Source organism: Microbispora hainanensis, from assembly GCF_036186745.1.
GTDB lineage: Bacteria > Actinomycetota > Actinomycetes > Streptosporangiales > Streptosporangiaceae > Microbispora.
The window spans coordinates 8,651,017-8,675,123 of record NZ_CP108086.1; the positions used below are offsets into that span (position 1 = coordinate 8,651,017).

At 71.3% G+C, this 24,107-nt stretch carries 15 protein-coding genes; 7 read left to right on the forward strand and 8 right to left on the reverse strand.

Annotation, left to right across the window (positions count from 1 at the left end; all coding sequences use genetic code 11):
* Positions 1–186: 186 nt before the first annotated feature.
* Positions 187–1,575 (reverse strand): serine/threonine-protein kinase, encoded by a 1,389-nt coding sequence (locus tag OHB01_RS39125; protein ID WP_168065669.1) that lies wholly within the window; start codon positions 1,573–1,575, stop codon positions 187–189.
* Positions 1,576–1,577: 2 nt separating this feature from the next.
* Positions 1,578–3,092 carry a serine/threonine-protein kinase gene (locus OHB01_RS39130; protein ID WP_328710692.1) on the reverse strand — a complete coding sequence of 505 codons (1,515 nt, stop codon included), beginning with the start codon at positions 3,090–3,092 and terminating at the stop codon, positions 1,578–1,580.
* 114 nt (positions 3,093–3,206) lie between these two features.
* On the opposite strand from OHB01_RS39130, the gene OHB01_RS39135 reads away from it, so the two are divergent.
* The 3 genes from OHB01_RS39135 to OHB01_RS39145 are packed head-to-tail and all read left to right on the forward strand — an operon-like array spanning position 3,207 to position 9,349.
* The gene (locus tag OHB01_RS39135) at positions 3,207–5,318 is read left to right on the forward strand and encodes a protein kinase family protein (RefSeq protein WP_328854727.1); all 2,112 of its coding nucleotides are present in this window, start codon (positions 3,207–3,209) and stop codon (positions 5,316–5,318) included.
* Between the two features lie 3 nt (positions 5,319–5,321).
* Positions 5,322–7,307, forward strand: a complete 1,986-nt coding sequence (locus OHB01_RS39140) for a hypothetical protein (RefSeq protein WP_328854728.1) — start codon at positions 5,322–5,324, stop codon at positions 7,305–7,307.
* Between the two features lie 5 nt (positions 7,308–7,312).
* Positions 7,313–9,349 (forward strand): serine/threonine-protein kinase, encoded by a 2,037-nt coding sequence (locus tag OHB01_RS39145; protein WP_328854729.1) that lies wholly within the window; start codon positions 7,313–7,315, stop codon positions 9,347–9,349.
* A 186-nt stretch (positions 9,350–9,535) separates the two neighbouring features.
* Here the strand turns inward: OHB01_RS39145 and OHB01_RS39150 are convergent, their stop codons facing one another.
* From OHB01_RS39150 to yicI, 5 genes are all read right to left on the reverse strand, one after another.
* Positions 9,536–12,466: a glycoside hydrolase family 3 C-terminal domain-containing protein gene (locus OHB01_RS39150; protein WP_328854730.1), complete on the reverse strand. Its 2,931-nt coding sequence runs from the start codon at positions 12,464–12,466 to the stop codon at positions 9,536–9,538.
* A 41-nt stretch (positions 12,467–12,507) separates the two neighbouring features.
* Positions 12,508–13,347 (reverse strand): carbohydrate ABC transporter permease, encoded by an 840-nt coding sequence (locus tag OHB01_RS39155; RefSeq protein ID WP_328710697.1) that lies wholly within the window; start codon positions 13,345–13,347, stop codon positions 12,508–12,510.
* The gene (locus OHB01_RS39160) at positions 13,344–14,258 is read right to left on the reverse strand and encodes a carbohydrate ABC transporter permease (protein WP_142645748.1); all 915 of its coding nucleotides are present in this window, start codon (positions 14,256–14,258) and stop codon (positions 13,344–13,346) included. Before OHB01_RS39160 ends, OHB01_RS39155 begins: the two co-directional genes overlap by 4 nt.
* Positions 14,259–14,374: 116 nt before the next feature.
* Positions 14,375–15,691 (reverse strand): extracellular solute-binding protein, encoded by a 1,317-nt coding sequence (locus OHB01_RS39165; RefSeq protein WP_142645749.1) that lies wholly within the window; start codon positions 15,689–15,691, stop codon positions 14,375–14,377.
* A gap of 20 nt (positions 15,692–15,711) precedes the next feature.
* Positions 15,712–17,994 (reverse strand): alpha-xylosidase, encoded by a 2,283-nt coding sequence (gene yicI, locus OHB01_RS39170; RefSeq protein WP_328854731.1) that lies wholly within the window; start codon positions 17,992–17,994, stop codon positions 15,712–15,714.
* Between the two features lie 158 nt (positions 17,995–18,152).
* On the opposite strand from yicI, the gene OHB01_RS39175 reads away from it, so the two are divergent.
* Complete coding sequence (locus OHB01_RS39175) at positions 18,153–18,389, forward strand: hypothetical protein (RefSeq protein WP_142645751.1); 237 nt, start codon at positions 18,153–18,155, stop codon at positions 18,387–18,389.
* Positions 18,390–18,773: 384 nt separating this feature from the next.
* On the opposite strand, the gene OHB01_RS39180 is transcribed toward OHB01_RS39175, so the two are convergent.
* Positions 18,774–20,771 (reverse strand): beta-galactosidase, encoded by a 1,998-nt coding sequence (locus OHB01_RS39180; RefSeq protein ID WP_240971009.1) that lies wholly within the window; start codon positions 20,769–20,771, stop codon positions 18,774–18,776.
* A 205-nt stretch (positions 20,772–20,976) separates the two neighbouring features.
* On the opposite strand from OHB01_RS39180, the gene OHB01_RS39185 reads away from it, so the two are divergent.
* The 3 genes from OHB01_RS39185 to OHB01_RS39195 are packed head-to-tail and all read left to right on the forward strand — an operon-like array spanning position 20,977 to position 24,073.
* Positions 20,977–22,293, forward strand: a complete 1,317-nt coding sequence (locus OHB01_RS39185) for a sugar ABC transporter substrate-binding protein (RefSeq protein ID WP_328854732.1) — start codon at positions 20,977–20,979, stop codon at positions 22,291–22,293.
* Between the two features lie 2 nt (positions 22,294–22,295).
* Entirely contained in the window at positions 22,296–23,192 is an 897-nt protein-coding gene (locus OHB01_RS39190) for a sugar ABC transporter permease (protein WP_328855889.1), read from the forward strand.
* A complete protein-coding gene (locus OHB01_RS39195) occupies positions 23,192–24,073 on the forward strand; it encodes a carbohydrate ABC transporter permease (RefSeq protein WP_142645753.1) in 882 nt (293 codons plus the stop codon). Before OHB01_RS39190 ends, OHB01_RS39195 begins: the two co-directional genes overlap by 1 nt.
* The last annotated feature ends 34 nt before the right edge of the window (positions 24,074–24,107 follow it).

Genomic DNA, 24,107 nt, shown 5'->3' on the forward strand with positions numbered 1-24,107 from the left:
GGGACCCGACTGTGAGCCGGGCGGCGGGCCGTACGGGGGCGGGTAGGGCGGAACCCCCGGCTGGGGGTGCGGGTACGGCGGCAGTCCCTGCCCGGGGCGGTCGTCCCGGGGAGGCGTCGCGCCGGGCTCGACGGGGGCGTCGTCACCGCTGGTCATGGGGGTCTCCTACAGATGCTGAGCGGGAGGTCACCCGAGCCCGATGCCGACGAGTTCGGCGGCGCGCTCGGCCGTGCGCCGGTCGGCGGGGGTGACCGAGGGGTCACCGTTGCGCCGGTAGGCGACCTCGACGATGAGATTGCTGAGGCGGAACCAGACCGTGGCCCCGGTGGTCCCGGTGGCGGGGTCGGAGGAGTCGCAGGTGAAGGCCTCGTCGGCGATCCCGGGCAGGTCGCGCGCGGCGGGGCACCGCGCGGCCCGCTCCGCCGCGAGGTCACGGGAGGCCGCGGCCTCCCCGTCCCCGTCGGCCGGCAACCGGTATCCGACCGTGATCGTCCCGTCGTGGCCGGTGGCGTGCTCCTTCCACTCGCATCGCCCCTCGGCGGCGGGTCTCCCACGCGGCGTGGCGCCGAGGACGTCGCGGATCTGCTCCGTGGTCAGGCTGCGGCAGGCGTCGGGGACGCCGTCGAACCGCCCCGAGCCGCCCTGTTTCCCGGACACGAGGAACCAGGCGCCCAGTCCCGCCGCGAGGCCGACGACGACCACCACCGCGGCGATCGCGACAAGCCGCCACATTCCGCCGGGCCGGCCGGCGGGTGCCGACGTGGAGGCCGGCGGCGCGGCGGCGGCGTGCAGGGCCTGCCGTACGACCTCGGGCGGCGGGCGACGCGCCGGGTCCTTGTCGAGCAGGGCGAGCACGATCCACGTGAGCACCCGCGAGGCCCGGGTCATGGGCCGGGGCTCGTGGAGCAGGACGGCGGCGACGAGCGCGGCCGCCATGTTGCGGTGGAACGGCGGCTCCCCCTCGACGGCGGTGTAGAGCGTGGCCCCGAGGGACCACAGGTCGGAGGGCGGCCCGTCCGGCTCGTCGCGGAACCGTTCCGGGGACATGTAGTTGGGCGACCCCGCCGAGCTCTGCCAGGAGTTCCCGGTGCGGCCGACCGGTGCGGCGATCCCGAAGTCGGTGAGCAGCGCGCGGCCATCCGGCCCGATGAGGACGTTGGCCGGTTTGACGTCGCGGTGCAGGATGCCCCGGGCGTGGGCAGCCTCCAGCGCGTCGAGCACGGCCAGCCCGATCTCGGCCACGCGCTCGGACGCGAGCGGCCCGTCCTCCCGGATGATCTTGTCGAGGGAGCGGCCCGGCACCAGGTCCATGACGATCCACGGCTGCCCGGCGTGCCCGACGACGTCGTGGACCGTGACGATGGACGGGTGGGTGAGCCGCCCGGCCGCCCGGGCCTCCTCGATGGCTCTGCCGAGGAAGTCGGCGCGCTGCCGCTCGTCCAGGTCCGGCGGGACGTGCAGCTGCTTGATCGCCACCTCACGCCGCAGCAGCTCGTCGTGGGCGCGCCAGACCGTGCCGCCGCCGCCCTCGCCGAGCGGTTCGGCGAGGCGGTAACGCCCGGCGAGCACGTCCACGGTCAGGCCAGCTCTCTCAGGCCCTCGGCCGCCGCCGAGGCGGCCGAGACGGCCCGGTCACGCAGGTCGGCCGGGGAGCTCACGTCGAGATCGGCGAACTGGAGCCGCAGGACGAGGTCGCCGAGCCGGAAGTACACACCCGCGGCCTGTGCCTTGCCGTCGGGGGTGGTGAGGTCGAAGGCGAACGCCTCGTCGGCGACGTCGGGTGTGTCCCGTGCCGCCGTCTCGATGACCTGGGTCCTGCTGTCGAGGCCGATCTCGTACCAGAGCCAGCTCGCGTCGCGCGGCCCCGAGGCGTACTGCCTGCGCAGCCCCTCCATCAGCGTCTGCGCCGCCGCCGTGTCGAGTTTCCACGGCTCGGGGGTGTCGGAGTCGGTCTCCGCGCTGAGTTCGATGCCGCTGCCCTTCACGGTCCACTGGCAGCTCGTCTTGCCCGGCCGTGGCTGCGCCGCCGCGCCCAGAACGCGCCGCACCTCCCCGGCAGGCAGCGCGCGGCACAGGTCCACGGCGCCGTTGAAGGTGGGCGAGACCCGGTGCACGGGGTCGCTCGGCCGTTCGTCCGGCCCGGCGGAGAGCACGACGACCGCCACGGCGGCCGCGACGCCGGTCAGGGCGACGGCCCCGGCGGCGTACCACCACCGGGGAGTCCGCTTGCGCGCCTCGATTCGCAGGCCGCGCCGGGAGTCGAGGTCGGGCACGCCGCCGTCGGCCACCTGCCGCAGCAGCCCGAGCGCGGTCGCCGCGTCGGGGCGGGCGGCCGGTTCGCGCGCCATCATCCACAGCAGCACCGGGCCGAGCGGTCCCGAGAGCACCGGCGGACGGGGAGCCTGGGTGAGGGTCGCCCGGATCACCTCGGAATGCCTGCCCTGGTAGGGCGCGACGCCCTCGGCGGCCGTGTAGAGGGTGGCGGCGAGCGACCACAGGTCGGAGGCCGGGCCGCCCGGCTCACCCGCGAGCCGTTCCGGGGCGATGAATCCCGGTGAGCCGACCATCAGCCCGGCCTCGGTGATCGACGCCTGGTCGGCCGGACGGGCGATGCCGAAGTCGGTGAGAAGCACCCGGCCGTCGGCGGAGAGGAAGACGTTGCCCGGCTTGACGTCCCGGTGCTGCACGCCCTCGGCGTGCGTGGCCGACAGCGCGTCGAGCAGGCGGGCGCCGAGGTCCGCCACCTGCCGGTACGGCATCGGCCCGTACGCGGTGATCTGCCGGGCGAGATCGTGGCCGTGCAGCAGCTCCATGACGATCCACGGCCTGCCGTCCTGGAGGAGCACGTCGTGGAGCGCGACGATCCCGGGATGCCGGACGCGAGCGGTGACCTCCGCCTCGCGCATGACCCTGGCGATCAGCTCGGCCCGCTCGCGCTCGCCGAGGCCCTCGGGGAGGCGGAGCTCCTTGATCGCGACCTCGCGGTCGAGCACGGAGTCTCTGGCCAGCCACACCGTGCCCATGCCACCGGAGCCCAGCGGGCGTACGAGGTGGTATCGCGAGGCCAGCGTCCCCCTCAGCGATTCGGCCATATGGGGGAGAATAGCGAAAGCGTGATTGATCGCCCGACGAAATCCTTCCCAGGCCCCGTGATCGACGCATAATGGGGGCCTCCAGAGACGGACCGCCTCGAAACGGAGGGCGAGTTGCTCGCCACCAGCCCGTTACGACCGGACGATCGGGAGCGGCTCGGTGACTACCGGCTGCTCGGCCGGATCACCGAGACCGCACACGCGGTGGTCTACTCCGCTGAGGCGGACGCGGGCGGCCATGTGATCGTCACCTTGTATGACGTGACGCTCGGCGACCCCGACGCCTTCCTCCTCGCGGTGGACGCCGTACGGCGGCTTCCCGCCTTCCACCTCGTGCCCGTCCTCGACGCCGGCACCAGCGGGGGCAGGCCCTACGTCGTGACGGAGCCGGTTGACGGGCCCACGCTGTCCGAGGAGGTGGCCGCTCGGGGGCCGCTGCCGGAGCCGGCGCTCTACCGGTTCGCCGTCGGGACGGCGACCGCGCTGGTCGCCGTCCACGAAGCCGGAGCCGTGCACGGAGCGTTCGGCCCGGACGCCGTGATCCTGACCCCGGACGGCCCTCGCGTGACCGGCGCCGGCATCGCCCCGCTGCTGAGACCGGCCGCCCCTCCCGGCGACGCCGCCGCTGATGCCAGGGCCGATCCAGGGGCCGATCCAGGGGCCCATCCAGGGGCCGACCGCGGCGCCACCCTGCCCGTGGACCTCGACGGACTGACGCCGGAGGAGCTCGCCGGACGGGCCACCGGGCCGCCTGCCGACGTGTTCGCCTGGGCGGGCGCCGTCGTCTTCGCCGCCACGGGACACCGGCCGTTCGAGGCGGGCTCGCCCGCGGCCGTCGTCACCAGGGTGCTGCACGGCGAACCGGACCTGTCCGCGCTGGAGGAACCGCTGCGGAGCCTGATCGCCGGGTGCCTCGCGAAGGACCCGGCGGCCCGCCCCACCGCCTCCGACGCCCTGCTCACGCTGGTCGGCCATTCCCTGCTCACCGTCCCCGTCGACCGCGGCCCACGCATGGCGCTTCCCGCCGCCGCGTCCGGGGACGATCGCGGCGAGCCCGGCGGCACGGACGCCGCACCGGCCCCGCAGCGGCCCGCGGCGGGGTCCGCGGCAGAGTCCGCGGCAGAGTTCGCGGCAGGGTCCGCGCGAGGCACACGGGCCCGGTGGAGGCGGCCGGCCCTCGCTCTCGCCGGGCTCGTGATCGCCCTCGCCTCGGCCGGCGGCGGCCACGCGCTCGCGCTGCGCCAGGCCGCCGCGACCGGCCCGGTCACGACGTCGCCGCCGCCGGTCGAGATCGTCTCGGCCGCCGCCGACCCGCCCACGCCTCCCGCCGCCACCACCCGCCTGAAGGTGCCCGGCGTACGCATGATGCTGCACGAGAGCCCTCAGGACGCCGTACGGATGACGGGCTACCGGGTCGGTCCGGACACCTACCTGCGGACGGGGGACGCGTTCGAGAAGCTGGAGACGCCGGACGTCGAGCCGCTCGTTTCCCCAGGAGGGGCCTGGCTCGCGCTTGTCCTGGCGAAGAAGGGGTCCGTCGAGTTCCGCGACCAGCGCGGCGGAGAGCGGTTCACCCTCGCCGCGCCGGCCCCGGACGGGAAGCTCGACCGGCCCGTCTGGTCTCGTGACGGCGCCCGGCTCCTGCTGTCCGTCATGACCGGAAAGAACACCCCCACGGGCTTCGTGGTGCTCGACCCCGCCACGCGGACCTCGTCGTACGTGGACACGCAGGACGAGCACGAGCAGGGGGTGGGTTCCTACGCGTGGCTGCCGGACGGATCGGGAGTCGCCGTCGGCCACGCCACCGGCTCCGGGCACGGTGTCCGGTTCCGCGACCTCACCGGACGGCAGACGCGCGACCTGCCCTGGGTGGGTCCGGGTGTCGGCCGCCGTCTCTTCTCCCCCTCAGGGCGGCTCTTCGTCACGTACTGCCCGAGCGGCGGCACCCTGTGCCTGTGGGACACCGCCACCGGCGTCCGCAGGCACTCGATCGCGATCTTCTTTTCCGGCGCCGTGTTCCTCGGCTGGTATGACGACGCGCACCTTCTCCTGATCGACCCGACCCGGAAGAACCACGAGGTCGTCGTCATGGACGAGCGGGGACGGCAGCAGCGGGTGCTCGCCGAGATCGCCCCGGCCGACGACACCGACGACCTGATCTTCTCCTACACCCCCTTATCCGGCACCCCCTCCTCCGGCACCCCCTTCTCCAGCACAGGGAGCTGACCGATGCCCACCGTCGCACCGCCGGGTCCGGGCGACCCGGCCGCGCTCGGTCCCTACCGCCTCACCGGGCGGCTCGGCGAGGCCACGTACACGGCCATGTCCCCCTCCGGGGAGCGGGTCGTGGTGAAGCGGTTCCCCGCCACGGCCCGTCCCGGCCCGGCGCGGCTGGAGGCGCTGCGGCGAGCCGCCGTCGTCGGAGCCGCGCTCGTGGTCGGCTCCGGCCCGGACTACGTGGTGACCGAGCACGTGGACGGGCCGTCCCTGGAGGAGGACGTCGCCGCCGAGGGCCCGCGTTCCGGCCCGGCGCTCCACCGGCTGGCGATCGCCACGATGACCACGGTCGCGGCCCTGCACCGCGCCGGGCTGCGTGCGGGGCACGTGCGGCCCGACCGGATCGTGCTCGGCCCTGACGGTCCCCGTCTGCTCTGCGACGGCTCCGCCGCGCCCAACCCTCTCCTGTGGAGCTCCCCCGAGGAGGCCGCCGGCGATCCGGTGGGTCCGCCCGCCGACGTGTTCGGCTGGGCCGCGACCGTCGTGTACGCGGCGAGCGGGCGGGCCCCCTTCACCGAGGAGGAACGCCTGGCCCACGGCGCGGCGAACCTCGACCCGCTCGACGGCGACCTGCGGCAGCTCGTCGCCGACTGCCTGGCCGCCGAGCCGGGCGCCCGGCCCCGGGCCGAGGAGGTCCTGCTTCGCCTGATCGGGCACTCCGGCGGCCTGGACACGCTGATCCCCGAGAAGATCCCCGAGTGGATCCCCGAAAAGCTGTCCGAGGCCGCGCCGGCCGCGGAAGGGGCGCGGGAAGCGCCCACGCAACCCTCCGGCCGGACGCCCACGTCCCGTGCGGGCCGTTCGTGGCTCACGCTCGCCGCCGCGGGGACGGCCATCGCGCTCGTGTGCGGCGGCGGAGCGTACGCCCTGACGCCGCGCGAGGCCCGGCAGCCGCCCGCAACCGCGACGACCGCCACGACCGATGCGATCGGCGTGACCGGCGCCGCTCCGGCCTCCCCCGTGTCCGCCGCGTCCGCCGCGTCCACCGTGTCCACCGTGTCCGCCGTGTCCGCCGGTGCGTCACCCGGGCTCACGCTGCACGAGGAGCCGGCCGACCCCGTGATCCTCACCTCTTATCACGCCGCGGCCGACGGGCGGACCGACCTCGCCTACGCCCGGCTCCCCCAGGGCGGCTTCACGGCGGTCGGCGGCGACGTGGTCCTCGCGGAGGTGTCCCCCGGCGGCAGATGGCTCGCCGTGCTGAACTCGCTCTACGTGGCCGAATCCGAGCGCCAGTCCATCGCGTTCACCGATCGGCGGACCGGCGAACGGTTCACCGTCACCGGCCTGGGCTCGCCCTACATCTCCTCGGGCCCCCAGTGGTCCCGGGACGGCGCCCGGCTGCTGCTCACCGTCTACGACTACGGCAAGGGCACGGACGCGGTCTATCCGGCCGGGTTCCTCGTGGCCGACCCGGCGACCCGCCGTGCCCGCTTCGTCCAGACGGCCAACGCCGAGGACGCCCAGGCGCACCTGGCGCTGCCGGAGTCGGCGCGCGCCGTGGGCTACTTCCGGTGGATGCCGGACGGGGCCGGGGTCATCGGCCCCTACACCACACCCGAGCAGGCCCTCGGCACCCGGGTGTGGGACCTGTCCGGGCGGCTGCTGCGCAGCATGCACTGGACGGGGCCCTCGGTCGGCGCGGGCGACGTGTTCTCGCCGTCCGGCCGCCTGTTCGCCACCACGGGGTGCGAAAAGCGCAACGCCGTCTGCCTGTGGGACGCCGTCACGGGCGAACGCGCCAGGACGGTTCCCGGTCACGAGGGCGGCGGCGTCCTCGGCTGGTACGACGAGGAGCACCTGATCGTGAGCGAGCCCGCCGGCGAGGACCGGGTGCGTGCGGTCGTGACGGATTTCAAGGGCAGGGGGGTCAGGGTCCTGGCGGAGGCCCGGAAGCGTCCGGACAAGCCGGTTCAGTTCTCCTTCACCCCGCGCTGACCGCCATGCCCGGCGCCGTCTCTCCCCCGCGCCCCGGCGATCCGTCCGAGGTGGGCGGCCACCGAGTCCTGGGCAGGCTCGGCTCCGGTGGACAGGGCGTCGTCTACCTCGCGGAGTCCGGGCGCGGCGAACGGGTCGCCGTGAAGGTCCTGCACGCCACCGGCGACCCGGAGGCCGACGCCAGGTTCCGCCGGGAGGCGGAGGTGCTGCCCCGGGTGGCGTCGTTCTGCACGGCCCAGGTGCTCCAGGTGGGCACGGCGGACGGCCTGCCGTACATCGTCAGCGAGTTCATCGAGGGCCCGACGCTGCAGCAGGCCGTGGCGGAGCGGGGTCCGTTGCGTGGCCAGGAGCTGCGGCGCCTGGCCATCGGCACGGTGACCGCTCTGGCGGCGATCCACCGGGCGGGCGTCGTCCACCGTGACCTGAAGCCGGCCAACGTGCTGCTGGGCCCCGACGGCCCGCGGGTGATCGACTTCGGCATCGCCCGCGCGTTCGGCCCCGGGAACGCGGTGGAGATCACCGGCGAGGGAGTGCTGGGCACCCCCGCCTACATGGCCCCCGAGCAGCTGCGGGGCGCACCGCCCGCTCCGGCCGCCGACATGTTCGCGTGGGCGGGGGTCGTGGTGTTCGCCGCCACCGGTGTCCCGCCCTTCGGGCACGACACGGTCCCCGCGATCATCCGCCGCGTGCTGACGGAGGAGCCCGATCTCGGCGCGCTCGACGGAGACCTGCGCGAGGTGGCGTCCGAGTGCCTGCGGAAGGATCCCGCCGCCCGTCCGGCCGCGGCGCAGGCACTGCTCCGGTTGCTCGGCCGCCCCGCCGAGGACGCACGCCCCGCCGAGGACACGGCCGGGCTCCTCCATCGCGGCTCCGACGCCGCCTCCGGCCGTCCGGAGAGCGCGGAGGACGAGGCCGCCGTGCCGGGCGGCCGAATCCAGCGCGGCCGAATCCAGCGCGGCCGAATCCAGCGCGGCGGGGAAAAGGACGGCGGGGAGAAGCGGACCAGCGTGCGGCGCGCGGTCGCGGCCGCCTGCGCGGGAGTGGTTCTCAGCGCGGGCGTGGCGGCCTACGTGGCGACCCGCCCTGACGTGCCGCCGCCGCGCCCCCGTCCCGCCCTGAGCGGCCCGCCCGCGCCGGTCGCGGACCGCGTCGCCGTGCCGGAGCTGCGGGCCACGCTCTACGAGGCGCCCGGCGACCCGGTGCGCGTCACGTCGTTCCTCGTGCAGACGGGTCCGTTCAGTCAGCCCGCGTACGTCCGGGAGCCCGGCCGGGCCGCGTACGAGAAGCTCGACGGCCTGCTCGACCCGGTCGTGTCCCCGGACGGCAGGCTGGTCGCGGCGGTGGCGCAGACCCCGCAGCGCGTGTCGGACCTGCACAATCAGGTGCTGTTCACCGACCGCGGGACCGGTGAGCGGTTCTCGGTCCCCACGGTGGACCGTCCGCTCCTCGCGGGCTCCCCGGAGTGGTCCCGCGACAGCCGCCGGCTGCTGCTCACGGTCTCCGCCGAGCCGGACCGCGATCCCCGGCCGGTGGGCTTCGCGGTCGTCGACGTGCCGGCGAGGAAGGTGTCCTTCACCGAGGTCGAGGGCGAGGACGAGAAGAACGCCCCCGCGGCGGCCGCCCCGGTCTACCGGTGGACGCCCGACGGGTCCGCGGTGATCCGGCAGGCGGCCCCCGGGGCGGACGGCATCCGCGTCTACGACCTGGACGGGACCCCGCGCCGGACCATCGACGGCGTCCGCTGGACCGCCGACGCCGGCTTCTCCCCCTCCGGACGTCTGCTCGCGGCGCTGTGTCCCGGCGATGACCGGCGCGCGTGCGTGGTGGACGCCGACTCCGGCCGACGCCGGGCGAGCCTTCCCCTTCCGGCCGACGGCGCGCTGTGGGGCTGGTTCAACGAGGACCACCTCCTCGTCTTCGACAAGGGCTCGACGCCCTGGCGGGTCCACATCGTCGACCTGTCCGGCCGGCGGGTCCGGCTGTTCGCCGAAATCACGGGCACGAAGGACACCTACTGGCTCCTGCACATCACCCCGGGCTGAACACGCTCTCCGAACGCGCTCTCCGAACCCGGCGCCCTGGCCCTGCACTCCGACCCTGCACTCTGACCCTGCACTCTGACCCTGCACCCTGTGCCCTGAACCGGCGCCCTGAACCGGCACGGACGCCCCACGCAGGTACGCGGGGCGTCCGTCGTCCGGGGCGTCCGTCGTTCTCGGCGGGGAGCCTCAGCTCAGGGCGAGGTCCTTGATCCGGACGTCGCCGGTGAACACCAGATACACGTCCTTCACGCCGTTCGCGCCGGAGACGGGAGCGGTCGCGGCGGCCCAGTTGTAGATCCCGCCGGTGGCGGCGACCGGGATCGTGGCCACCTTGGCGCCGGTCGGCGAGCCGAGGCGCACCTCGATGCTCCCGCCGCTCGTGGAGGCCACCCCGGCCGTCACCGTGCGGGGCTTGCGTAGCTGGACGTCCTTGAAGGCGATCCAGCCGCCGTTCGCGCCCGCCACCGCGTCGCCGCGCACCTTGGTCTCGTCGACCAGGTGGATGCCCGAGTAGTCGTCGAAGTCGACCGCGCGGGTGGTCTTCGACAGGTCGCGGTGCGGGATGTTCTCACCCTTGACGTTGATCGTCGCCCGCTGGCGGATGTTCGCCGAGGACGACCCCACGAGCACGTCGTGGGTGGCGTTCTCGACGGTCCACTTGTCGCGCGTGACGTCCCAGAGCGCCAGGTCGCTCTTCTTGACGGTGAAGGCGACCGTCTTCGTCCGCCCCGGCGCCAGCGTCACCCGCTCGAACGCGCGGAGCTGCTTGACCGGCTGTTTCACCCGCGAGCGGTGCTGGTGGGTGTAGAGCTGCACGACCTCGTCGCCCGCCCGGGAGCCGGTGTTGGTCACCTTGACAGAGACCTCGTACGCGTCGCCCTTCTGGACGGCCTTGAGGCCCTGGTAGGAGAACGACGTGTACGACAGGCCGTAGCCGAACGGATAGAGCGGCTTGCCCTTGTAGTACAGGTACGTCCGGTCCTTCTTGACGATGTCGTAGTCGAGGATGCCCGGCAGCTCGTCGGCCGACCGATACCAGGTCTGGGTGAGCCGCCCGGCCGGGTTGACGTCGCCGTACAGCACGTCGGCGAGGGCGTGCCCGGTCTCGGCGCCCGCGTGGGTGGTCCACAGGATCGCGGGGACGTTGTCCTGCTCCCAGTTGATGGTGGTCGGATAACTGTTCTCCAGCACCACCACCGTGTTGGGGTTGGCCGCCTTCACGGCCTTGACCAGCGCCTCCTGCCCCTCGGCGAGGTTCATGTCGGTGCGGTCGTGGTCCTCGCGGCCGTTGATGAACGGCATGCTGCCGACCACGACGACCGCCACGTCGGCGGCCTTGGCCTTGGCGACGGCGTCGTCCACGCCGCGCGAGACGATCTCCTTGGCGTAGTGCGTGGCCTGGTCGGCCGTGTTCAGGCCGAGCGAGCCGTCGGCCTCCGCCTTCACATACTTGCCGGGCCCGAACCAGTCGTAGGCCGTCTCGTAGCCGGCGTACCGCAGCAGGACGGTGCCGTCCGGCTGCGGCTCGAGCGTGAACTGCTCCTGCACGAACCAGCCCGACGGCTGGTCGGCGGTGTTGGCGAGGGTGGCCCAGTTGGCCCGGCTGACGTACTTGCCGTTGGCCACGCTGCGCAGCGTCAGCACGCCCTGACCCCAGTCGAACGCGTCGAACTGCTCGGTGTCGCCGAGGGCCGTCGCGCTCTCCTTGAGGTCACCGCCGGACGCGGGGGCGCTGATGTACCTGCCGGTCGCGACGTCCTTCAGCGCGATGCGGTCGACGCCCTCCGAAGACGCCACCGACGCCGCCCGCTCCTTGATCCCGTCGAGCGGGGTCACCTTGTAGGGCAGGCTGCCCGAATACCAGTCGGTGTAGAGCACGTTCGCCAGCGGGCCGACCACGGCGACCTTCTTGCCCGGCTTCAGCGGCAGCGTGCCGCCGGAGTTCTTCAGCAGCACCATCGCCTTGGCCGCGGTCTCGCGGGCCAGCTTCCGGTTCGCCGGGCTGTTGATCACGTCCTTGGTGATCTTCCCGTACGGCCCGCCGTCGGGGTCGAACTCGCCGAGCCGGAACCGGATGCCGAGCTGGTGCCGTACGGCGTTGTCGACGTCGGCCTGCGTGAGCAGCCCCTTCGACAGCGCCTCCTTGACCGCCGCGACCGTCGGCGCGCCGTTGGCGTCGTCCACGGTGAAGCTGTCGAGCCCCGCCTTGATCAGCGCGGCGTCGGCCTCGGCCTGGGTGGCGTAGTACTTCTCGGAGTTGACCAGGTTGTTCGGAGCACCGGCGTCGGTGACGTTGAACAGCGTGCGGCCGGTCCAGGAGCGGACCACGTCGTTCAGGTCGGGGTTGACCGTGTTGGGCCGGCCGTTGACGAGGTTGTACGACGCCATCACGCCGGTCGCCGCGTCGGCCTCGATGGCCGGTTTGAAGGCCGCCTCGTCATACTCGTGCTTCACCCGCGGGGGCAGCTCCGACGACGAGGTGTCGCGGGTGACCTCGTTGTTGTTGGCCAGATAGTGCTTCAGCGTGGGCGCCGTCTTCAGGTGGTCGGGATCGTCGCCCTCCAGGCCCGAGCCGTACGCCGCGGAGATGGCGCCGGTGAGCAGCGGGTCTTCGGAGTAGCCCTCCTCGTTGCGTCCCCAGCGGGGGTCGCGCAGCAGGTTGACCACGGGCGCCCAGAGGTTGAGCCCCCAGACGGTGGGGTTCTCGGCGTGGTAGCCGCGGGCCTCGTCGCCGACGGCCGAGCCGACCCGCTTGATCAGGTCGGTGTCCCAGGTGCTGGCCAGGCCGACCGCCTGGGGGAAGACGGTGCCCTTGGCGGTGACCACCGCGCCGTTGTTCGTGTAGTCGGTCGACCAGGCGACGCCGTGCAGCGCCTCGGTGCCCGTCTTGAACAGCTTGATGCCGAGGCGGTCGATCGCGGGGGCGTACTGGTGCAGCATCGCCACCTTCTCGTCCGGCGTGAGCCGTTTGAGCAGGTCGTCGACGCGCTGGGCGAGCGGCAGCGACGGGTCGCGGAACGGATAGTCGCCGGCCGCTCTCGCGGGGCCGGCGCCCAGGCTCAGTGCCAGAGCCAGGGCGGCCGACGCGGACAGCATCGCCGAACGGCGATGGGACATTGCGCCTCCAGGTCAGGTAGTGACGCGTGTATTCGGGGGTGCTACTTGATGGCGCCGACCGTGACGCCACGGGTCAGCGTGCGCTGGAAGATGAGGAAGAAGGCCACGGCGGGGACGATGCCGAGCAGCGCGGACGCGCTGGAGGTGGTGGCGTCCATCATCTTCTCGCCCTGCAGGACGCCCAGGGCGACCGGCACGGTCTGGTTGTCGTTGGAGATGAGGAACACCATCGGCAGGAAGAACTCGTTCCATGTCCAGATGAAGAAGAAGATGAGCAGCACCGAGAGGGTCGGGCGGCTGATGGGCACGACGATGCCCCACAGCGTGCGCCACCTGCTCGCGCCGTCGAGCTCGGCCGCCTCCAGGATGCCGCGGGGGAACTGCCCGAGCACCGACGACAGCAGGTAGGTCCCGAAGGCCGCCTGGATCACCGTGAAGATGAGGATGACGGCGAGCTTCGAGTCGTACAGCCCCACCTCCTTCGACAGGTAGTAGAGCGGGTAGACCAGCGACTCCTGCGGCAGCGTGTTGGCGACCAGGAACAGCACGAGGATCCACAGCCGGCCGCGGACCCTGCCGATGCCCAGCGCGTACGCGTTGAGCACCGACAGCACCACCGCGGCGACCGCGACGACGCCGCTGATCAGGAAGCTGTTCCAGAGCTTCAGGCCGAAGTCGACGCGATTCCAGAAGTCGACGATCCCGTCGAGGTAGAGCCCGTGGGGCAGGCTCAGCGGGCCGTTCGCGGAGTATTCGGCCGGGGACTTGAACGCGTTGAGCGTGACGATGACGAAGGGGAAGAGCATCACGACGGCGAGCACGACCAGCGCCGCGAGCACGGCCCATCGTCCCGGCTGGCGGAAGGTGCGATCGGCGTTCACGAGCCACTCTCCTGGTCACGCTCCTGGCCGCCTTCCTGGACCCGCAGGAAGAGGAAGGTCACCACGACGATGATCAGGGCGAGCACGGTGGCGATGGCCGAGCCGTAGCCGACGTTGACCTTCTCGAAGAAGTTCAGGTAGGAGAAGTACGACGGCACCATGGTCGAGGAGCCGGGGCCTCCCCTGGTCAGCACGAAGATCGGTCCGAACACCTTGAGCGCCGCGATCGTGCAGGTCAGCAGCACCACGAAGATCTCCGGCCGGATCTGCGGGATCGTGATGTGCCAGAACCTGCGCCACCACGAGGCGCCGTCGATCTCGGCCGCCTCGTAGAGGGAGGGATCGACCCGCTGGAGCCCGGCCATGAAGATGACGACCGGGTAGCCGAGCTGGAACCACACCATGATCGCCATGACCGTCGCGAGCGCGATGTCGGGGTCGCCCAGCCAGTTGACCTTGATCCCGAAGATCTCGTTCACCGCGCCGTACGACGGGTGGAGCATCCAGCCCCACACGACGCCGGCCACCGCGACGGGCAGCACCTGCGGCAGGTAGAACGCCGCGCGCAGGGCCGAGGCCGTACGCCCGCCGAACCGCTTGGCGATGTAGTCGAACAGCGCTGCGGCGAGCACCAGGCCGATGATCGTCGGCACCACGGCCATCGCGATGATCAGTGCGACGTTGTGCTCGAAGGACGCCCAGAAACGCTCGTCCTTGAACAACTTCGTGTAGTTGTCGAGCCCGATCCAGGTCGGGGTGCCGACGCCGGACCAGCGGGTGAAGCTCGTCGCCACGTTCATCAGGAACGGGACGACGATGATCGCGAGGAACAGCACCAGGCTCGGAACCAGGTAGAGCCAGTAGCCGCTCCTCCCGCGCGGGCGGGCCGCGCCCGCGACGGGTGGTGCCATGTGTGCAGACCTTTCCAGAGGGGGACCGGCGGCGGAGACCGGTCAGGTAGCCCCGCCGCCGGGGTCGGGGGGAGAGCGGGTCCCGCCGTGCTCAGGCCACCGGGACCCGCCCGTCACTAGTTGCCGATGTCGGCCAGGTTGTCGTCGTACGGCTGGGCGATCTCGTCCAGGACCTCCTCGGGCTTCTTGCTGCCGTTGATCAGTTCCTGGATGCCGGCGACGAGCACGTCGTAGTAGCCGGGAGCCGGCCAGTCAGGGTAGAAGGCCAGGCCGTCCTGCGTCGAGAGCTTGTTGAAGTTCTCGATGAGCTCCTTGTTCTGCGCGTCGGTGATCGCCGCCGGGTCGGCCGCGACCGGGACGCCGCCCGAGTTGCCGAGCAGGTTCTGGATCTCCTTCTTCATCGTGATGTCGATGAAGTCGTAGGCGAGGTCCTTGTTCTCGGACTTCTCGGGCACGACCCACAGGTTGCCGCTGGATCCCGGGGCGAACTGGCCGGGCCACAGGAACGAGCCCCACGTGAAGTCCTTGATCTCCGCCTGGAGACGGCCGAACCACCAGCTGCCCGACACCATGATCGGGAACTTGCCGCCGATGAACGCCACACCCATGTCCTCGGCCTTCATGCCGGCCGAGTCCTTGCTGATGTAGCCCTTGTTCACCCAGTCGGAGAAGGTCTGCGCGGCGTAGGTGAACTGGGGCCCATGGAAGTCGACCTTGCCCTTGTAGAGCTGGAAGGAGTCGATCCAGGACCGGTCGGCCTTGTTCAGCGCGAGCAGGTAGAACAGCTGCTGGGCCGGATACTCGGCGCCGGCCATGGCGATCGGCGTGGTGCCCTTCTTCGCGAACGCGTCGAGCGCGGCGGTGAACTCGTCGAACGTGGTGGGCACCTTGATGCCCGCCTTATCGAACATGTCCTTGTTGTAGTAGACCATCACGTACTCGCCGTAGTTCGGCACGCCGAACCACTTGCCCGAGCCCATGATGCCGCGGTCGTCGTACTTCGCGGTGGTCTGCAGCGACGGGCTGAGCAGCTTGTCCCAGCCGCGCTTGGTCGCCTCCTCGGTCAGGTCGGTGAGAAGGCCCTGCTTGGACAGCAGGCCCGCGGTGGCGTTGCCCTTGTTGTATTCCATGATGTCCGGGGCCTGGTCCGAGTTGAGGACCATGCCCGCGGTCTTCTGGATCTGCTCGAAGCCCTTCTCCTCGAACTTCACCTTGACGCCGGGGTGGCCGGCCTCGAAGTCCTTCATCGCCTGCGCCCAGGCGGTGCCCATGGCGCTGTTGCCGGTCTCGTAGTGCCAGAGGGTGAGGGTCCTGCCCTCGGCGGAGCCGCCGCTGCCACCCGAACCATCCGAAGAGGAGCCGCCGCACGCGGTGAGCGCGAGCGCGGCCGCGGCCAGCGCCGCCACCGCCACGCTCCTGCCTACTCTGAACATGGTCTTTCTCCAGGGGGTTTCTAGTTGATGACGACCGGGGCGCCGGGGCCGACGAACTCGACGCCGTCGATCTGCTTGGGGCCCTCGGCGGTGACGACCAGCCGGTCGCCGTCCCGCACCGCCGTGACCGTCGTGTCCCCGTCCAGGTCCCTGATCGTCGTACGGCTCTCGCGCTCCGGCAGGCCGAAGGCGAGCAGCGAGACCCGCGGGTCGTCGGCCACCGTGTCGCCCGGCTCGGTGACCGGGATCAGCGAGCCGTGCCGTACGAACAGGGGGATCTGGTCGAGCGGCGGCGACACCGTGACGTAACGCCCGCCGTCGACGGTCTCCCCCGTCCAGTAGTCCACCCACACCCCCGAGGGCAGGTAGACCTTCCGGGTGCCGTCGGCGGAGGTCATCGGGGCGACGAGCAGGTCGGTGCCGAGCAGGTACTGCAGGTCGGCCTGCCAGGCCACCGGGTCGTCCGGATAGTCGACGCACAGGGCGCGCAGGATCGGCGCGCCCGTCTCGGCCGCGGTGACGGCCGCCGAATAGATGTACGGCATGAGCCGGTAGCGCAGCCGCAGCGCCTCGATGGCGGCCTGCTCGGCGTGCGGCGGAAACTCCCAGGGCTCCCGGGTGGTCGTGCCGTGGAACCGTACGAGCGGGGACAGCGCGGCGAACTGCGACCAGCGGATGTAGAGGTCCGGGCTGGGCGTGCCGGTGAACCCGCCCGCGTCGTGGCTCCAGAAGGGGATGCCGGACAGGCCGTGCGACAGCCCGCCCCTGATCGTGCTGCCCATCGCGGAGTAGGTGGTGTCGACGTCGCCGCTCCACTGGGCCGAGTGGCGCTGGCCCCCGAGGTAGGACGAACGGGCCCAGACCAGGCCGTGCCCGTTCACCTCGCGGGTCACGTCCGAGACGATGTCGTTGAACAGCAGCGTGTAGACGTTGTGCAGCTCGGTGCCGGTCATGCCGTTGAAGGCCACGGCGTCGGCGGGCACCCCCTCGGCGAAGTCGGTCTTGAACGCCGCCACGCCCTCACGCAGGCGCTCGCGCAGCAGACCCTTGAACCACTCCACCGCCTCCGGGTTGGTGAAGTCCACGATGCCGCAGGCGGGGTAGGAGCCGTGCCAGGTGTCGGCGACGTACGTCTCGCCATCGGGCCGCCTGAGGAAGTAGCCCTTCTCCGCCGCCTCCCCGAAGGCCGGGCTGAGGTGCGAGATGTAGGAGTTCATCCAGAGGCAGACCTTGAAGCCCTGCTCCTTGAGCGTGGCCAGCATGCCCGCCGGGTCGGGGAACGTCTCGGGGTCCCACTGGAGATCCGACCAGTGCCCGTCCGCCTGCCAGTAGCAGTCGAGGTGGAGCACGTCGCATGGAATGCCCCGCTCCCTGACCTTCCTGGCCCGCTCCAGCACGCGCTCCTGGCTGTCGCGGAAGAAGCCCGAGGAGATCCAGGTGCCGAACGCCCACTTCGGCGGCAGCTCGGGCCGGCAGGTCAGCCCGTCGAACCGGTCGAGGACCTCGGCGGGGGTGGGGCCCGCGATCACGTAGTAGTCGATGAGGTCGTCGGGCACGATGATCTGCACGGCGCTGTGCGTCGACTGGCACACGTCGAACTCGACCGGCGTGCCGCTGTCGACGCAGATGCCGTACCCCCTGCTGGACAGGTAGAAGGGCACGTTCTTGTACGCGCGCTGCGACTCGGCGCCGAACGCGTCGAAATTCCACATGAGCGGGCGCTGGCCGCGCTTGTCGAGCGGCGTGAACGACTCGCCGAAACCGCCGAACGCCTCGTCGGCCGGGGCCACGAACGTCTCGTGATAGGCGACGGTTTTGCCGTCGACGGAGGAGCGGCCGAACGGCAGCGTGCGCAGCCGGCCGCTGATGTCGGGGTGGCCCGGGTCCTGCTCGACCAGCGTCCGGCCGGCCCGGTCGGTGAAGCGCAGCCTCCAGGGGTTCAGCCGCACCTCGGCCCGCAGCGACCCGGCGTCGACCACCACACGGCTGTGGTTCGCCTCCACGACGGCCCCGCCGTACTCACCGGGGGTGACCATCGAGATCGCGCGGGCAGACCGGGTGCGCGCGTCGGGATCCTCCGACAGACGCACCCGGATCACCCCCTCACCCGCGACCGTGATCTGCACGACGAGCGTCTCCTCGGCCGTGGTGGAGCCCTTGAGCGTCACGCCCTGCCCGTCGGAGGCCACCACCTCCGCGCTGGTCAGCGCGGACAGGCCCTCCTCGCCCGGCTCGCGCACCGGAAGCTCTGGAGGATCCGCCACGAAGAACTCGCGCGCGATCAATGGGGGACGGTACGGCATTGCGGCACTCCATCGGCTCATCCGGCGATTGTGGAGTTAGTTTGCCGTCCATCCCAACAAACGTCAATGGGTTGACAGGAGTCCGGATTTGTCCAAGTTATTCCTGTTTGTATCTGTTTGGGGTAATGTGACCGCAATCCCCCGTCAAGGTAGGTGACATGGACAGGTTCGTACACGTGATGCCGCTCGACGACGTGATCGACCACGAGGGCAGCCCCGAGTGTGTCTGCGGCCCGGGCGGCCAGCCCGTCACCGCCGCCGACCTCGGCGAGCCGGTTCCGCACACGGAGCGCGAGACCGTCATCCTCGGCTGGCCTCACCCCGCCGTCGGCGTGATCTACCAGCACCACCCGCTCAGCCCCTGCCACGAGTGGGAAGCCGTTCCCGAGTCCTGACCCCGCCCAGCAAAGCCGCCAATCACCGCCATTTTGGAGAACACGCGGCAATCGACAGACAACAGTCAGTAACGTCTCCGTCATGCCCGGTATCGATCACGAGCTGCCGCTCGAACTCATCCGCAACCGTCCAGCGGTGTGAGGACATGAACCGGCTGGACGCCTGGGCCCGCAAGGTCGCCATCATCACGACGGCCGACGAGCTGTTCGCCGAGTAGTCCTCCGGCCTGTTGAGACCGCCCCGTCAGACACCGAAGTTCCTGGCGGGCCGCCTGACTTGCGGAGGTGGCCGGACATCCGGGGTACAGCCCGGCGGACGGCAGCGGACTCCCCCGGGTCACCCGGCAGCGTGCCGCAGGTCAGGTGCGGCACGACGCCGGGGCGTCAGGTGCGGACGACCACGACGCCTCCGGCCGGCACCGTCGCCGAGCCGTCGTACGCGGCGCCGTCGAGCACGCCGGCACCGGTCACCCCGTCGACCGTCACCGGCGCGTCCGCGTGGTTGATGAGGAACAGGTGGTCGCCCCTCCGTACGAGCTCCAGCGTGTCGGGCAGGCCGCGCGGCCGGGACACGCCCGCGTGGTCGAGCACCTCCGCGACGAGGTCGCGCAGGCCCGACTCCCCGTCGAGCGCGGTGGACACATACCAGGCGCTGCCCGCTCCCAGGTCGTGCCGGGTGACGGCGGGATGGCCGGCGTCGGGCCCGTCGGCGAACTCGCGTACGGCTCCCGCACCCGCGAGCCGTACGCGCTCGGACCAGATCCGGCCCGTAGCCCCGGGCACCAGCGAGCCCGGCGAGCGCAGCGTGACGGTCTCGTGTTCGCGGAGCGGGTGGAACTCCTCGACTGCCACACCGAGCACGTCGCGCAGCCCCCCGGGATAAGGCCCCGGGTGGATGGTGTCGTTCTCGTCTACGATGCCGGAGAAGTACGACACGAGCAGATGGCCGCCCGCCTCCACGTAGAGGTGCAGGTTCTTCGCCGCCGCCTCGGCGAGCAGGTAGGCGCTGGGCGCGACGACCAGCCGGTACGGCGACAGGTCGGCCGACGGGTGCACGAAGTCGACGGTGACGTGCTCGCGCCACAGCGCCTCGTAGTAGGCCTCGATCCGTTCCCGGAAGCGCAGGTCGGCCGAGGGCCGCCACTCGAATTCGAGCGCCCAGTAGGACTCCCAGTCCCACACCACGGCGACCTCGGCGGTCACCCGCGCGCCCCTGACCTCCGCCAGCGCGCGCAGGTCCGCGCCGAGCGCGACCACGTCGCGCCAGATCCCGGAGTCGGTGCCGGCGTGCGGCACCATCGCCGAGTGGAACTTCTCCGCGCCATATCGGGAGGCGCGCCACTGGAAGAACATCGCCGAGTCCGAGCCGCGCGCCACGTGGGCGAGGGTGTTGCGGCGCATCTCCCCCGGCCGTTTGGCCAGGTTGCGCGGTTGCCAGTTGACCGCGCCCGTCGAGTGTTCCATCAGCATCCACGGACGGCCCCCGGCGACCGACCGGGTGAGGTCGGCGGCCATGGCGAGCTCGATGTGCGAATCGGCGCGGGCCGAGTCGAGGTAGTGGTCGTTGGCCACGACGTCGACCTCCGCCGCCCAGCGCCAGTAGTCCATGGGCTTGCAGTTGGGGATCATGAAGTTGGTCGTGACGGGCAGGTCGCTGAACCGCCGGATCGTGTCGCGCTCCCTGCGGAAGCACGCGATGTGGGCGTCGACCGAGAACCGCATGAAGTCGAGCTGGAGCCCGGGAACCAGGCCCACCGGCGCGGCGACGGGCGGCTCGACCTCGTCGAACGAGCCGTAGATCAGCCCCCAGAAGGTGGTGCCCCAGGCTGCGTTGAGCGCGCCCACGTCCCCGTACCTCTCACGCAACCAGGCGCGGAACGCCTCGGCCGACGTCGGGCAGTAGCAGTGGGCGTTGGCCCAGCCGTATTCGTTGTGCACGTGCCACATCGCCACGGCGGGATGGCCGGCGTACCGCGCGGCCAGGGCGGCGACGACCCGCTCGGACGCGGCGGCGTAGTCGGGTGAGCTCGGGCAGAAGCTGTGCCGCGAGCCACCGCCGAGCACATGGCCCTCCCTGTCCACGAGCCGGCTGCCGGGGTAGCGGCGGCGGAACCACGTGGGCGGCGATGAGGTGGGGGTGGCGAGGTCGGCGTACACCCCGGCCGAGTGGAGCAGGTCGAGGATCCGGTCGAGCCGGGAGAAGTCGTATTCGCCCTCCCGCGGCTCGATCAGTCCCCAGTTGAAGACGCCGACGGTGACCAGGGTGACCCCGGCCTCGCGCATCAGGCGGACGTCCTCCTGCCACACCTCTTCCGGCCACTGCTCGGGGTTGTAGTCCCCGCCGTAGGCGAGCCCCTCGGGCAGGACGGGATATCCGGGCAACGTCTCCCCCTCGATTCTGCTTCTGTGAACGTGCACAGTAGCGCAGAACCGCCTCGCCGAGAAGGTACGAACGATCTGTCCTGATCAATGCGGGTCGTTAACAACCACGTAACGACCATTGACAGCACAGTGGGCACCTTTCAGTCTGTGAACGCTCCCAGACATTCCAGCCTCCTGTCCCCCGCCCATCCGCCTGGAGGAACATATGCGCGTGAACCGGTTAGCAGTGGCGGCGGCCGCGATCCTCACCGCCACGCTCGCGACGGCCTGCTCGGGCGGCTCCGACGAGCCGTCCGCCCCCGCCGCGAGCCAGAGCGCGGCGCCGGCCGGCCCGGTGAAGCTGACCTATTGGACCTGGGTCCCGAACATGGACAAGATCGTCGCAGTGTGGAACCAGGCCCACCCCGACATCCAGGTCGAGGTCAGCAAGCAGGCGGGGGGCGACGACGCGGCGGCCAAGTTCCTCACCGCCGCCAAGGCGGGCAACCCGCCCGACCTGGTCCAGGCCGAATATCAGATGCTGCCCTCCTTCGTCGCCGCCGACGCCGTGGCCGACCTCACGGCCGAGACCACGCAGGTGAAGGGCGAGTTCAGCGAGGGCATCTGGAGCCTGGTGACCCTCGGCACCGACGCCGTCTACGCGGTGCCGCAGGACAGCGGGCCGATGATGCTCTACTACCGCAAGGACCTGTTCGAGAAGTACGGCATCGCGGTGCCGAAGACCTGGGACGAGTACGCCGAGGCCGCCCGCACGGTGCACAAGAAGGACCCAAAGGTCTTCCTCGGCACCTTCTCCAGCAAGGACCCGGGCTGGTTCGCCGGCCTCTCCCAGCAGGCGGGCGCGCAGTGGTGGTCGATCAGCGGCGACGCCTGGAAGGTCGCGGTGAACGACGAGGCCACCAAGAAGGTCGCCTCCTACTGGGGCGGCCTGGTGAAGGAGGGCGTCATCGACGGCATGCCCTACTTCACCCCGGAGTGGAACAAGGCGCTCAACGACGGCAAGCTGCTCACCTGGCCGTCGGCCGTGTGGGGCCCGGGCGTGCTGTCGGCCAACGCGCCGAAGGGCAAGGACAAGTGGGCCATCGCCCCGCTGCCGCAGTGGAACGCGGGTGAGAACTACAGCGGCTTCTGGGGCGGCTCCTCCACCGCCGTCGCCGCCAAGTCGCCCAACAAGGCGGCCGCCGCGCGGTTCGCCACCTGGCTCAACACCGACCCGGAGGCGCTCGGGCTGCTGATCAAGGAGGGCGCGATCTATCCGGCCTCCGCCAAGGGCGCCGCGCTGATGACCGGCGCTCCCGACTACTTCTCCAGCCAGCCCGACTTCTGGCAGCAGGCCGCCTCCATCGGCGCCACGGCCCGCGGCTTCACGTTCGGCCCGAACGTCAACGTGACCTACAACGCGTACAAGGACGCCTTCGACAAGGCCGTCGCCGCCAAGTCCGACTTCGCCGCCGCCGTGCAGGCGATGCAGGACGCCACCATCGCCGACATGCAGAAGTCCGGCTTCACTCTCGCCCAGTGACCATGACGTCGCGGAACAAGAGCGCCCGCGCGCACCGCGCGGGCACCGTGCCCTACCTGTTCCTCGCCCCGGCGATGGCGCTGTTCACGCTCTTCATGGCCCTGCCCATCGGCTACACGATCTATCTGAGCCTGCGGCGCACCAAGGTCTCCGGCCTGGGCCTCGGCAAGGGCGCCCGCAAGGAGATCTTCGCCGGGCTCGGCAACTACGCCGCCGCCGTCGGCGACGGCGAGCTGTGGGCCGGATGGCTGCGCGTCCTCGCGTACGGAGCCCTCGTGCTCGTGCTGATGCTGGGGCTCGCCCTCGTGTTCGCGCTGATGCTCGACGCGGCGCACGTGCGGCTCGCCCGCCTCACCCGGATCTCGATCTTCCTGCCGTACGCCGTGCCGGGTGTGGCGGCGACGCTGATGTGGGGCTTCCTCTACCTGCCCAGCCTCAGCCCGTTCGGCGATCACCCGTTCCTGAGCGCCGACCTGGTGACGTTCTCGATGGCGAACGTGGCCGTCTGGGGCGGCACCGGCTTCAACATGCTGGTGCTCTACACGAACCTGCGGGCCGTGCCGCGGGAGTACTACGAGGCGGCCAGGATCGACGGCGCGAGCGAGCTGGGCATCGCCCTGCGCATCAAGATCCCGATCCTGGCGCCGTCGATCATCCTGACCACGGTGTTCTCCGTCATCGCGACCGTCCAGGTGTTCACGGAACCGACCACCCTGCGGCCGCTGACCAACACGATCAGCTCGACCTGGAGCCCCTTGATGAAGGTGTACCGCGACGCGTTCGTCACCGGCGACCTCTACTCGGCCGCCGCGACGTCCATGGTGATCGCCGCGATCTCCCTCGTGCTGTCGTTCGGGTTCCTGCGGATCGTCAAGAACCACGCGTTCGGGGAGGGCTGATGGCCGCCACCGCACTGCCGGGGACAGGCGGGCACGCCCGCCCCTCGCCGCGCCGCCCGCTGGGGATCGTGCCGACCGCGGTGCTCGTGCTGGGTGCGATCTACACCCTGTTCCCGGTGAGCTGGGTGGTGGTCGCGGCCACCAAGTCGAAGGCCGAGCTGTTCTCCACCTCGACCTTCGCGCCCGGCACCGGCCTGCTGTCCAACCTGGCCGACCTGTTCGCCTACCGCGACGGCGTCTTCTGGCTCTGGTTGCTCAACACCGCCCTGTACGCCGGGGGCGGCGCGGTGCTGTCGACCGCTGTGTCCACGATCTCGGGGTTCGCGCTGGCGAAATACTCCTTCCCCGGCCGCAATCTGATCTTCAATCTGCTCATCGGCGGCATCCTGGTGCCGTCGGTCGTGCTGGCGATCCCGCAGTATCTGCTGTTCTCCAAGGCCGGCCTGGCCGACACGTACTGGTCGGTGCTGCTGCCGCAGATCCTGCACCCCTACAGCATCTATCTGGCCAGGATCTACGCGCAGGCGGCGATCCCCGCCTCGCTGCTGGAGGCGGGGCGGCTGGACGGCGCGGGCGAGTGGCGGCTGCTGCGCCGGGTGGCGCTGCCGCTGCTGACGCCGGGCATGGTGACGATCTTCCTGTTCCAGTTCGTCGCGATCTGGAACAACTTCCTGCTGCCGTTCATCATGCTGGGCGACGACCACAAGTTCCCGCTGACGGTCGGCCTCTACACCCTGCTCGCCGCGGGCGCCAACCAGCCGTCGCTCTACAACCTGATCATCACGGGCACGATGCTGTCGCTCATCCCGCTGATCGCGCTGTTCCTCACGATGCAGCGCTACTGGCGTACGGACCTGTCCGGCGGGGCCGTGAAAAGCTGATGGACGCGGGGGAACAGGCTGATCGGCGGGGGGA

What these genes read in the sequence shown, in the direction of transcription:
- OHB01_RS39160 (WP_142645748.1), bottom strand. Translation starts at nt 14,258, where the DNA reads ATGGCACCACCCGTCGCGGGCGCGGCCCGCCCGCGCGGGAGGAGCGGC.
- OHB01_RS39165 (WP_142645749.1), bottom strand. Translation starts at nt 15,691, where the DNA reads ATGTTCAGAGTAGGCAGGAGCGTGGCGGTGGCGGCGCTGGCCGCGGCC.
- OHB01_RS39150 (WP_328854730.1), bottom strand. Translation starts at nt 12,466, where the DNA reads ATGTCCCATCGCCGTTCGGCGATGCTGTCCGCGTCGGCCGCCCTGGCT.
- OHB01_RS39175 (WP_142645751.1), top strand. Translation starts at nt 18,153, where the DNA reads ATGGACAGGTTCGTACACGTGATGCCGCTCGACGACGTGATCGACCAC.
- OHB01_RS39185 (WP_328854732.1), top strand. Translation starts at nt 20,977, where the DNA reads ATGCGCGTGAACCGGTTAGCAGTGGCGGCGGCCGCGATCCTCACCGCC.
- OHB01_RS39140 (WP_328854728.1), top strand. Translation starts at nt 5,322, where the DNA reads ATGCCCACCGTCGCACCGCCGGGTCCGGGCGACCCGGCCGCGCTCGGT.
- OHB01_RS39145 (WP_328854729.1), top strand. Translation starts at nt 7,313, where the DNA reads ATGCCCGGCGCCGTCTCTCCCCCGCGCCCCGGCGATCCGTCCGAGGTG.
- OHB01_RS39190 (WP_328855889.1), top strand. Translation starts at nt 22,296, where the DNA reads ATGACGTCGCGGAACAAGAGCGCCCGCGCGCACCGCGCGGGCACCGTG.
- yicI (WP_328854731.1), bottom strand. Translation starts at nt 17,994, where the DNA reads ATGCCGTACCGTCCCCCATTGATCGCGCGCGAGTTCTTCGTGGCGGAT.
- OHB01_RS39195 (WP_142645753.1), top strand. Translation starts at nt 23,192, where the DNA reads ATGGCCGCCACCGCACTGCCGGGGACAGGCGGGCACGCCCGCCCCTCG.
- OHB01_RS39130 (WP_328710692.1), bottom strand. Translation starts at nt 3,092, where the DNA reads ATGGCCGAATCGCTGAGGGGGACGCTGGCCTCGCGATACCACCTCGTA.